Below are 11,217 nucleotides of genomic sequence, written 5' to 3'. Positions count from 1 at the left end.
AATAAATTCATTAAATTATAGAGGAAAGGGTGGTTTAGTGCTTGAAATAATAGATAAGTTAGAAGATATAGATTTTAAATTTAATCAGCAGGGGTTAATGCCAGCTGTTGTTCAGGATTATCAGACTAAAGAGGTACTGATGGTGGCCTATGTAAATGAGGAATCACTCAATTTAAGTCTAGACAAAGGGGAAACAGTGTTTTACAGCCGCTCCCGCCAGGAATTGTGGCATAAGGGTAAAACTTCAGGTAATACTCAGGAAATTAAAGAAATTTATTATGACTGTGATCAGGATACAATTTTGTTTTTGGTTAATCCAACAGGCCCAGCCTGCCATACTGGAAAGGAGACCTGTTTTTATCGTAAAATAGCAGAAGAAACTGAGACTAAAGCTAAAGAAATGATGGAGCTGCAGCAGGAGGCTCAGAAGATTGAAGTCGATTTTGAAACAAAGAATATAGTAGATTTTCTTTATAATTTAATTTTAGATCGGAAAAAGAAAATGCCTGAGGGTTCTTACACAACTTATCTTTTTGAAGAAGGAATTGATAAAATTTTAAAGAAAGTTGGTGAAGAATCAGCTGAGGTAATAATTGCTTCCAAAAATGAACCTGATAATGAGCTGATTTATGAATCTGCAGATTTGCTTTATCATATGTTGGTTTTGCTGGCTGAAAGAGGAATAGAACCTGATCAGGTTAGGTTTGAGTTAAAAAAGCGGCATAAATAATATGTAATTAGTACCGAGCATCTGGATATTTTATCCTTTTCTCGGTTCTTTTTACTTTTATTATATTCTTATGCTATAATATAGTAAAACTTCTATTTTTATTATTTATAGATTTTAAGAAGCAAGAATTTTAACTCATCTCCAGGAGGGAACAAATTGGAAAAATTACTTAGCAAACTCAAATACATAATAATTACACTGCTGGCTTTGATAATGATCTATATTTTTTCAGCACAGTATGGGAATATTAAAGGAGTTGTAAAAGATAAATACCAAAGTCAACAAGAGCTGGTTGAGAAAAATATTTTGCAAACTGTTAATTACATCAACGATGCTTATAAAATTGTTGAGAAGCAGTTAAATCAGGAGATGAGAGATTATTCGGAAGTTATGGTAGAAAAATATCAGCAGAATTCTGATGTGATGAGCTGGGATCTAGAAGAGCTGCAGCAGCTTTTTCCCGGTTATGATATCTACATTGTAAACAAAGATTTAAAAATTATTAAGACTACTTATAAGGAAGATTTAGGGCTTGATTTTTCAAAATTTGGTAGTTTTGCGACTGTCTTAAGAGAAAGGATGGCAGGCAGTGAGTTTAAAGTTGATAGGATTGACCTTTCTACTCAAGCCGGAGAAATTAAAAAGTACAGCTACATGCCAAGTCCTGATAATCAGTATTTATTTGAGCTTAGTGTAAGTATCGAAGATCAGTATCCTTCTTTTGATAACTTAAATTTATTTAAAGATGCAGCAGCTTTAACTGAAGAATATGAGATGGTTGAGGATATTGCTTTTTATAGTGTAGAACCAATAAATTATGGAGTTGCTAAATTGAGGGCCAGTAAACGACCATATTTAAATCCAGATGTTCCAGAATTTGAGGAAGAATTAGCAAGAGAGGCAGTAATCAATAATTCCCTGCAGGAAAGTGTAGAGACTACAGATGGGATTAAGCACAGCTACCGTTTTTTTCCTGCTTTAATAAGTAATCAAGAAAATCAGCAGGGATGGAATTCTTATGTAGTAGGTATTGTTTATAATGACCAGATAATGCAACAGGAAATAGATAGACATAAATATTTATTTATAATAAATATAGTGTTACTTGGATCTTTATTTGCTGCTTTTATAGCAGTTGTGGTTTACTTACTAAAGCAGTTTGAGCATCATGCTAATCATGATAAATTGACAGGTTTAGCAAATAGAAAATGTTTTTTAGATGAATTAAAGAAACTGAAGGAAAAGGCTGATTTCTCAAAGAACAACATCGGTATACTTTTTATAGATATTGATAAATTTAAATTAATTAATGATAATTATGGCCATGATACTGGTGATCAGGTTTTAATAAATATTGCTTCTCGAATGAAGAATAGTTTAAAAGAAAAGGATTTAAAAGCTAGGATGGGTGGGGACGAGTTTGTAGTGGCTCTTGCTGATTTGAGTTCTAAGGATAAAATAATTAAAGTGGCAAAAAGATTAATTAGAGATCTTAAAAAACCTTTAATCATCAATGGAGAGAAAATTCATGTTAGTATCAGTGCTGGAATTAGTTTTTATCCTGATGATAGCAGCGAATTAGATACTTTAATTAAAAATGCTGATCTAGCAATGTATAAAGCAAAAAGAAATGATAAGGAACTGGGTAAGAACTAAAATATTAAAGCCTTCTCTATTTTTTATAATAGAGAAGGCTTTTTAACTATCAAAGCACATTATTAGTAAAATATTCAACCGCCTGAATAACAGCCATTTTTTTAATTTTTGGTTCATTAATTTTTTCTGATTTATATAGTCCAAGTGCACAATAAAGGCCAGTATAATAATGAGGATTCCAGCTGGGTCTATAATACTCAGCAAATAGACGATGGAGATGACTGACAGTTTCTTTATAATTTTTATCTAAATTATTAAAGAGAAAAGATAGATCATTTTGATAATTTACCAGAGAAAAGTTATCTTTAAACTGCTGATAACTTTCTGCAATCTCATTTTTCTGATCATTTAGTGAAGTTAATTCTAATCTTTTTTTGTCAATTTTTTTATTTCCAAAGTAATTTTCTAAAATGCTGTATGGTGGAAATTTTTGATAAAATGAGCTGTCCTGCAGCATAAAGAATGTATAATAGGTAATCATGTGGTGTAGATTAACAATGCCGCTTCCAGAAGCTGCCTTTAGGCCTAGATCCTCAAGATTCTCTTGAGTTAGTTTTTTACGTTGATCTTCACCCGGATTATATTTGTTCTGATAGCTGTAACGGCTCAGATACATAACATAACTTAAAACTGCAGCTGCCGAAACATCCTGGTGGTGGCTAACTATATCTCTCATCACCGGGAAAAAACAGCTTAGGCTGTGTCCCAGGCTGTCCGGAATTCTTTCCATCCCAAGATTTAAGAGATGCTCTTTTAGTTCAGCAGGCTTTTTTTCCAGAATACCTAGAGCATAGTAAAAAGCATTATGACTATTTCCATTATTAATTTCTTCAGTTAGTTTAGCAAAGGTTTTTGGATTTATCTGATCTTCTTTATAACCCCCACTTCCAGCTTCAATATTAATAAAATGCCTTTCAGCTAATCCTCGGATTACAACTTCAGTAATTTTAAGTTCAGAGTCTCTAGAAAAATATTTTTTTTGAGAAAGTTCTCTTAAAAAAAGACTCATTTTCACAAAATGAAAAGAACCATAACGAAGACTGCATTCCATCAGCATTAGGGGTAATAGATCTTCAATCAGAGATGCCAGAGTAAAGCTTTTATCATATTCTAATTCTTCCAGATAAGACTCAATTTCTTTTTGCTGATGATTAATTATTGCCTTTTTGAGCTGAGAATTCATTATTATTTCACTCCTCTATTTTAAACCTCAAAATTTTGTCATCATTTTCACGGGGACGTCCTCTACCATCACGATTATTGGTTAAGAAGTAGAGGTAACCATCTGGCCCTGTTATAGCGGTTCTTATTCTGCCATAAACAGCATCTCCTCTACCATTATTAAAGAGATGTTCAATACTTTTTATATTATATTCTTCATTATTTTGAGCCAGAACAATTTTGACTAATGATTGACTGCGCAAAGTTCCGACATATAGATCTTCTTGATAAAATGTAATACCAGAAGGAGGAACAGCGTTTTCCCACATAATCAGCGGATTTGCATATTCACCATTTTCAAAATAACCGATTTTATCCGGCCAGCCAAAGTTACTTCCAGCTTCAACAATTTTAATTCTGTCTTTTGCTCTTAAGCCATCTTCACCAGAAGGTCCGTGATCAGAAATGAAAAGTTTCCCAGTTTTGGGATGCCAGGCCAGTCCCTGCGGATTGCGGTGGCCCAGACTGTAAACTGGGGAATTTTCAAATGGATTGTCTTCCGGAATATCCCCCTCAGGAGTCAGACGCAGAATCTTTCCCCCTAGATTATCTAAATCCTGGGCAATTTCTCTATTAAAAGTATCACCTGTTGTGATATATAACATTCCATCAGGCCCAAAAGCAATCCTGCCGCCATTATGGTTGTTTCCAGCAGGTATCTGATCAATAATAATTTCTTCCTCAACAGCTCGATCACCTTGATCTTTAAATTTAGAAACCCTGTTATACTGTTCCCCGTCAGTAGAAGTATAGGTGTACATTAAGTAGATATAAGGATTATCTGGAAAATCTGGGTGATGAGCCATTCCCATTAGTCCCCCTTCTCCTCTGGAGACAATATTTAGTTTGAGATAACTTTCTGGCTGTAAATTTCCATCTATTATTTCAAGAACTCTTCCATCTCTTTCTGTAATTAAAGCTCGATTACTTTGTGGTAAGAAAACTAATTCCCAGGGGACATTCAAATTCTGCTGCCAAATTTCAAAATTAATAGCTTCTGGTTCTAGAATAAAATTATCTTCAACCTGTTGTGGAAATTCCCCAACTTCAATTTCTGCCTGGATTGGATTAATTGCTAAGAATATAAATAATAAGATAATAATCAAAACAGATAATTTTTTCATAATACCCTCCTTTAAAAGAGTCTGTCTACTTAAAGTAATTATATCAGATAAATGTTTCAATATTCAAAAATATTTGCTTAAAAATTATTAACCTGATCTTAATCTAAAATTTACATTTTAGAAACGAAGAGATGATATTATGTAATTAAGTAAATATTTTGATGAGAGGTGATAATTTTGAGACTGGATAAAGTAGGCTCTTTGTCAGAAGAAAATAATGGGTATACCACATCAGTAAAGGCAAAGACAAAAGATTTAGTTAGTATATTTAATGAGAATAATATTCAAAGTATAGTTGTCTTAGATAAATATAAGCCAGTGGGTTTAGTAATGAGAGATAAGCTTTTTTACCGACTGGGAAGCAGATATGGCTATAATTTATATATGGAAAAAAGTATTGTTGAAGTTATGGATTCTAAGCCTTTAATTGTAGATTATAATCAGAGTATCTTTGAAGTCTCAAGTCTTGTTACAGCTCGAGCACAGGAAGATATTTATGATTCAGTAATAGTTACAAAGAATAATGAATATTATTCTATTATTTCAATCAGAGATTTATTAGTTAAGGTTTCTGAGCTAAAAGTTAAAGAAGCTCGAGATGCCAATCCTTTAACGGGTTTACCCGGTAATAATTCTATTAAAATGGAAATTAAAGAAGCGATAAATGAGCAGAAAACATTTTCCGTATTATATATAGATCTGGATAATTTTAAAGCTTACAATGATAACTATGGTTATCAAAAAGGAGATAAAGTTCTTAAGTTTACTGCTGAAATATTAAAAAAAGCAGCAGAGGTAATTTCAGAAAATATATTTATCGGTCATGTTGGTGGAGATGATTTTGTTTTGATTACTGAAAGCAGTTGTGATCAAAAGCTAGCAGAAAAAATTATAGATTATTTTGATCTTGGAATCCAGAAATTTTTTAATCAAGAGGATTTATCGAATGGCCATTTCATCTGCCTTGATCGCCAACATAATATAATAAATACACCCTTAACATCAATTTCGATAGCAATTGTAACAAATGAAAATAATGAAATTAAAAGTCATATTGAAGTCAGTGATCGAGCCGCTGAACTGAAAAAAGTTGTTAAAGAAAAACCTGGAAGTAATTATTTTAAAAATAGGAGGCAAAAAAAAGATAATGCAAAATATAAATTATGCAAAAAACTTAAAGTATGATTATAATTATGCAGGGATATTAAAAAAAATCATTAAAAATTCAGATCCAGATACTTATAAACACAGTCAGCGATTAAAAAGACCGGCACTAAAACTTGCAGCAGAGTTTGAACTTGAACGCAAAGATATTAGAAATCTGTTGCTTTTAGCTGAACTGCATGATTTAGGTAAAATTATTATAGATAAAGAAATTTTGAATAAAAAAAGTTCTTTAAATAATAAAGAATGGATAAAAATAAAGGAACATCCAATGGTTGGTTTTCAAATGGCTTATAATTCTCTAGATTTAATTAAAGTTGCTGAAGGAATACTAACTCATCATGAATGGTGGGATGGAAGTGGTTATCCTTTAGAAATAGGAGGAGAAGAAATTCCCTTGATTGCCAGAATCATTGCGGTTGTGGATGCCTATGATGTAATGAAATATGGCAGGAATTATAGAACAGCCATGGATGAGACTGAAATTGTTGAAGAGCTAAGACGTTCAGCAGGGACTCAGTTTGACCCTTTAGTTGTAGAAAAGTTTGTCAATCAAATTTGTTCTGGTACTAAATAATAATTTTTCTCTAAAACATAAATATAATAACAGGAGATGATTAAGATTAACCATAAATTTTCAAAAAGCAATTTTCAATTTGCTAAATATATAAATAGTATTAATTTCAAGTTGATTTCTGTAGTAATAATATTGGTAAGCATTTCTCTTTTTTCTTTAGGATACATTATTAACTCTGAGATCAGTAACGGTTTAAAAATTGAAACACATCAAAAGAACTTAAATATTGTAGAATTATTAAAAAAAGAAAGCAGTAAATTCTTTCTGGGAGCTGAAAAATCACTTGCCAGAGTGGCAGAAGATTATGGTCTGCGCTCAAATAATCAGGCTGAACTGGTAGCAAAACGCAAATTTAGAGAAGAGATGGAAAACTATAATTATTTCAGTACAATGTTTTATTTAGGAGCTGATGGGGCCTATACAGTTTTTTCTGAAGGTGAAAGTATAGAATATGATTTTTCTCAAAAAGAAGATTGGCTATCTAAAGCTAAAGAATCAAAGGAAACTTTCTGGACTTCAACCCATCCGGATCTTAGTGGAGAAAAGCAAACAATTTCAGTTGTGCGACCTGTTCTCGATTATTCTGATAACTTTATTGGTATTATAGCAGCAAATATTTCGACAACAAATTTGAGCGAAATAATAAGCTGGGAGATTGGAGACAGAGGCTTTGTTTATTTGATCGATAATCAGGGTAGAGTAATTGCCCACACTGATCAAAAATTACTGCAGGAAAAAATTGATATGAGTAATTTTCTTAATATAAATAAACTTTTTAAGAGTGAAGAAATACAAACTTTAAATTATAATAATCAGAGCTATCTGCTTTCAAACGTGAAGATTGATTTAATTAATGGAGCACTGATGGCGCAGGTTCCGACTTCTCAAGCCTATCAGTTAATAAACAGCATACAGAAAACTATAATAATTTCAGCTTTTATTATCCTGGTAGTACTGGTTCTACTTTTATTTATTTTTATCAGAAAATCTTTAATAAAACCAATTTTGAGTTTAGAGAAAGATTTAGCAAAAGCTGAAAGAGGAAATTTTGAGCTTGATTTAAATCTTGAGCGTCGGGATGAGATAGGAAAATTATCTTTGGGCTTTAAAGATTTGCTCAGAAAAATTAATATTATGATGAATAACATTGAAAATTTATCAGGAGAAATTAATGATTCTTCTGACAGTATTAACTCTGCGACTTCAGAAATTATGCTTTCTACTCAGGAGAATCAGGAAGTATTTGTTCGGGTTAAAGAGGGGGCAGATATTCAGGAGAAAAATATTGAAGAAATTCATCAAAAGACAATGCTGCTGGCTGATGACATTGAAGAACTGAGAAATAATAATGATATTTTAAGTCAGAGCTCGGTGCAAATGAATAAGTGTACTGAAGAAGGGAAAGAAAGTATAGAAAATGTGAAAGCGCAGATGCAGGTGATTAAAGAAAAAATTGAGATGGTTTCTGAGGATATAGCTGCTCTGATTTCTTTATCTGATGATATTGATAATATACTGGATATAATAAATGGGATTTCTCAGCAGACAAATTTGCTTGCTTTAAATGCTTCTATTGAGGCAGCAAGAGCAGGCCAGGCTGGAAGAGGTTTTTCAGTAGTCGCAGAAGAAATAAGAGAGCTTTCAGAAGAGTCCAGGGATTCTGCAGAAAGGATTTCGAAACTAATTCGAGAAATAAAATCTGAAACTCATAAAGCTGGAGAAAACATGGAGGCAGGTAAGAAGGAATTAAATACTGGAATCAAAACAGTTAGCCAGAACACTAAAAGTTATTTACAGATTAGAAAATCTTTAAATAAAGTAAATCAAGCAATAGATAAATCCTATAATTCAGCTGAAGATGCTGATAAGAATATTAAAGATATACTGGAGAATATGGATAACATTTCTAAGATCTCTGAAGAAAATACAGACTTATCTGCTGAAGCGCAGCAAAAAAGCGAAAATCAGTTAAAAGAAATTCAGGAAATTGACCAGCAATCAGAAGGGCTTGTTAAGATAATTAATGATCTAAAGGAGTTAATTGAGGATATTAAAGCAGGCAATAATAATTAATTATAGAACTCTTTTAGACTGATATTATTTATTAATGTTATTTCAAATTTTCAGAGTAATACATTGACATACTAACAAACGTTAGTTATAATTAAGGTAGAGTAAACATAAAAAGATATAAGAGATAAATATTTAAACGGAGGTGAGATGGTGGCTTCTACTAAAGAAAAAATATTAAATGAATCACTGGAGCTATTTGCGGAGAATGGTTATCATGGAACTTCAATGCGTGAAATAGCAAAAGCAGTAGGGATTAAAGGTAGTTCGATTTATAATCATTTTAGCGGTAAAGAAGAGATTTTTTCAGAGCTTTTTAACTATCTAGCACCTTTAAATTTGAAAGCTGAAAAATTTAAATCTAAATTTATGACAGCAGAAGTAGAGCCGGTTAAGACTTTAAATTACCTCAGCAGTATTGTGATTGAAGAAATGAAGGATCCAAAGAAGGTAAAACTTTTAAAAATAATGCTCAAAGAAAATAATAATCCGGTAGTTAAAAAAAGACTGCAGAAACGAATGGGAAATAATATAGAAATGATTACTGAATTTTTTAAAAGACTGCAGCAGGAGAAAAAAATAAAAGCAAATCTTAACTCGAATTTTATTGCTAATGAATTTGTTAGTGCTCTTATTTATTACAGAATGCGCTATTTGATTTTTGAACTTGATAGTTTTGATGAATTAAAAACAGCAGCAAAAGAACATATCAGATTTTTCTGGGATAATATCAGAACAGATTAAAAAGGAGGAGAAAGATGCTTAAAAAAATTTCAATCTTCTTATTTTTATTATTTCTTATTTCTCAGCCTGGACTGGTCCAGGGATTAGATGGTGAGCAGGTTTTGAAAAACTTAGAGGCCTCCAGACAGGCAGAAGCCCATCAGATGAAAATGAAAATGGAATTATACAGCAGTTCTGGTGACATGAGAAGTAGAACTATGAATAATTATCAATTAGAAGGAGATGTTGATCGATCCTTGATTCAGTTTACTGAGCCAGCAGACATCCGCGGCACTGCTTTTTTGCTTTTAGATGACCAGTCCAATAATCAGGAAGATATGTATCTTTATTTACCTGCCTTAGGAGGAGTCAGAAAAATTTCCGGCAGTCAGAAAAATGGCAGTTTTGTCGGTTCAGATTTAACTTACAGTGACATTAGTATTTTTAGTGGAGCTAATTTTACCGAAAATTATAGGGCAGAAATTACAGCAGAAGACAAAGAAATAGTGGAACTGTACTTAGAGATTATTGATCCAGATATTGACTACAGCTACGGCAAAATGTGGGTTCGAAAGGATCTCTGGCTGGCAAAAAAGATAGAGTATTATGATCAATATGAAGAGTTAATAAAGGTTATAAATTTGAGTGATTTTGATGAGATTGACGGCAGTAGGCTGGCCCGAAGAATTGAAGTTGAAAATGTGAAAAAAGGGAGCAGAACAGTGCTCGAAATGCTGGAAGTAGAATTTAATCCGGAGCTTGATCCAAATATTTTTACAACTCGTTATCTGCAGCGGCAGTAGCTTTAAGAATCTAGTGAAATTAAGAGGAGGAAGCAAATAATGTTCAATTTCAAACAGAAGAATAAAATAATTTATGAAGCTTCTATTCTAGCCTTGATTTTAAGTCTTTTACTTACATTTGAGCTGGCTGCAGCCTCTTTTAGTGGTGAATTAGAGAGCTCAGTAATTTATGAGCAGGAAACTGAGCGCTGGAGGGATCAAAACAGCTTGGAATTAGATTATCAGCAGGATTTAAGTTATGATTTAAACTATTATTTAAAAGGAGCTTTAACTTTTGCAAGCTACTACCAGCAAAATGAAAAAGAACGGGAGCTTGAACTAGAACTTAAAGAAGCTTATTTAAATTATTATACAGATAAGATTGACTGGCGGCTGGGAAGGCAGAATTTCAGCTGGGGAAGTTCTTATAATCTTAATCCACTCAATTATTTTAATCCAGTTGACCAAAATGCTTTAGATCCATTTCAAAATAGGAAGGCAGTTGATGGAATTAAAGCAGCCTATTACCCCAGTTTTGAGTGGCAGCTGACAGGAGTTCTGACTGAACATGCAGAAGCAGACGAAATACAGACTGCAGCTCAGCTGGTCCGCAGGCGTTGGCGGGGTTATGATCTAGCTTTTTCTGTGTTCAGCGGCAACAGTTTGACAGCGGTTTCCCGCCCTGGACAGGATGTTTTTTATCCAGAAGTAAATAAAATTGGATTTGATTTTAAAGGAGATTTCAGCAGTAAAAATATAGGTCTTTTTTCCGAATATGTCTACAGTGACTATCAGGATTTAAGACTAAAAAATACAAATGAACTGATTATTGGAATGGATTATAAATTTGAAAACAATCTTTATTTATTGGGGCAGTACTATTATCAGGAACTTCCCCCGGCACAGAATGAAGCAAATCAGATGCTGATTTTAAGAGCAGAAAGACCTTTTTTCTATTTTCACAACTGGGAGCTCAATTTAATTTTTGACCTTAAAGAAGGGATGTCTTTAATCCGACCCAAGCTCATATTTTCTTTAACTGAAAGTCTTGATTTAGAAGCTGGAGCAGTTATCAAATTCAATCAGAAAAGAGAAAGCAGCTTAAATAGCTTGAATCACGAACTTATCTATTTTTCTTTAAGTAAATATTTTTAGTACAGGAGCTGATCT

10 protein-coding genes are annotated in these 11,217 nt (G+C 32.7%); 8 read left to right on the top strand and 2 right to left on the bottom strand.

All coding sequences use genetic code 11. The features are described 5' to 3' along the window. The first annotated feature begins 97 nt into the window (after window positions 1-97). Both hisIE and ACZ446_RS13100 read left to right on the top strand, forming a co-directional pair. Window positions 98-730, top strand: coding sequence for a bifunctional phosphoribosyl-AMP cyclohydrolase/phosphoribosyl-ATP diphosphatase HisIE (gene hisIE, locus ACZ446_RS13105; protein ID WP_464394412.1), 633 nt, complete (start codon window positions 98-100; stop codon window positions 728-730). A gap of 156 nt (window positions 731-886) precedes the next feature. Then, a complete protein-coding gene (locus ACZ446_RS13100) occupies window positions 887-2,386 on the top strand; it encodes a diguanylate cyclase domain-containing protein (RefSeq protein ID WP_464392993.1) in 1,500 nt (499 codons plus the stop codon). Window positions 2,387-2,435: 49 nt separating this feature from the next. Here ACZ446_RS13100 and ACZ446_RS13095 read toward each other — a convergent pair whose 3' ends face one another. Further along, window positions 2,436-3,569, bottom strand: coding sequence for a hypothetical protein (locus ACZ446_RS13095; protein WP_464392992.1), 1,134 nt, complete (start codon window positions 3,567-3,569; stop codon window positions 2,436-2,438). Window positions 3,570-3,576: 7 nt separating this feature from the next. After that, window positions 3,577-4,731 (bottom strand): PQQ-dependent sugar dehydrogenase, encoded by a 1,155-nt coding sequence (locus ACZ446_RS13090; protein WP_464392991.1) that lies wholly within the window; start codon window positions 4,729-4,731, stop codon window positions 3,577-3,579. 177 nt (window positions 4,732-4,908) lie between these two features. Here ACZ446_RS13090 and ACZ446_RS13085 point away from each other — a divergent pair, with 177 nt between their 5' ends. The 6 genes from ACZ446_RS13085 to ACZ446_RS13060 all read left to right on the top strand — a co-directional run bounded on the left by ACZ446_RS13085 (window position 4,909) and on the right by ACZ446_RS13060 (window position 11,202). After that, window positions 4,909-5,916 carry a GGDEF domain-containing protein gene (locus tag ACZ446_RS13085; protein ID WP_464392990.1) on the top strand — a complete coding sequence of 336 codons (1,008 nt, stop codon included), beginning with the start codon at window positions 4,909-4,911 and terminating at the stop codon, window positions 5,914-5,916. Beyond that, on the top strand, window positions 5,879-6,472 hold the full coding sequence (locus tag ACZ446_RS13080; protein ID WP_464392989.1) for an HD-GYP domain-containing protein: 594 nt from the start codon (window positions 5,879-5,881) through the stop codon (window positions 6,470-6,472). The genes ACZ446_RS13085 and ACZ446_RS13080 overlap by 38 nt, the downstream gene beginning before the upstream one ends. Before the next feature lie 132 nt (window positions 6,473-6,604). After that, window positions 6,605-8,545 carry a methyl-accepting chemotaxis protein gene (locus ACZ446_RS13075; RefSeq protein ID WP_464392988.1) on the top strand — a complete coding sequence of 647 codons (1,941 nt, stop codon included), beginning with the start codon at window positions 6,605-6,607 and terminating at the stop codon, window positions 8,543-8,545. A gap of 150 nt (window positions 8,546-8,695) precedes the next feature. Further along, a complete protein-coding gene (locus ACZ446_RS13070; protein WP_464392987.1) occupies window positions 8,696-9,286 on the top strand; it encodes a TetR/AcrR family transcriptional regulator in 591 nt (196 codons plus the stop codon). Window positions 9,287-9,300: 14 nt separating this feature from the next. Beyond that, on the top strand, window positions 9,301-10,068 hold the full coding sequence (locus ACZ446_RS13065) for an outer membrane lipoprotein-sorting protein (RefSeq protein ID WP_464392986.1): 768 nt from the start codon (window positions 9,301-9,303) through the stop codon (window positions 10,066-10,068). 39 nt (window positions 10,069-10,107) lie between these two features. Beyond that, window positions 10,108-11,202 carry a DUF1302 family protein gene (locus tag ACZ446_RS13060; protein ID WP_464392985.1) on the top strand — a complete coding sequence of 365 codons (1,095 nt, stop codon included), beginning with the start codon at window positions 10,108-10,110 and terminating at the stop codon, window positions 11,200-11,202. Window positions 11,203-11,217 lie beyond the last annotated feature (15 nt).

This window comes from Halanaerobium sehlinense, from assembly GCF_055379485.1.
The sequence above is the reverse complement of the archived record's forward strand: the minus strand, read 5'-3'. Positions and strand labels throughout refer to the sequence as shown.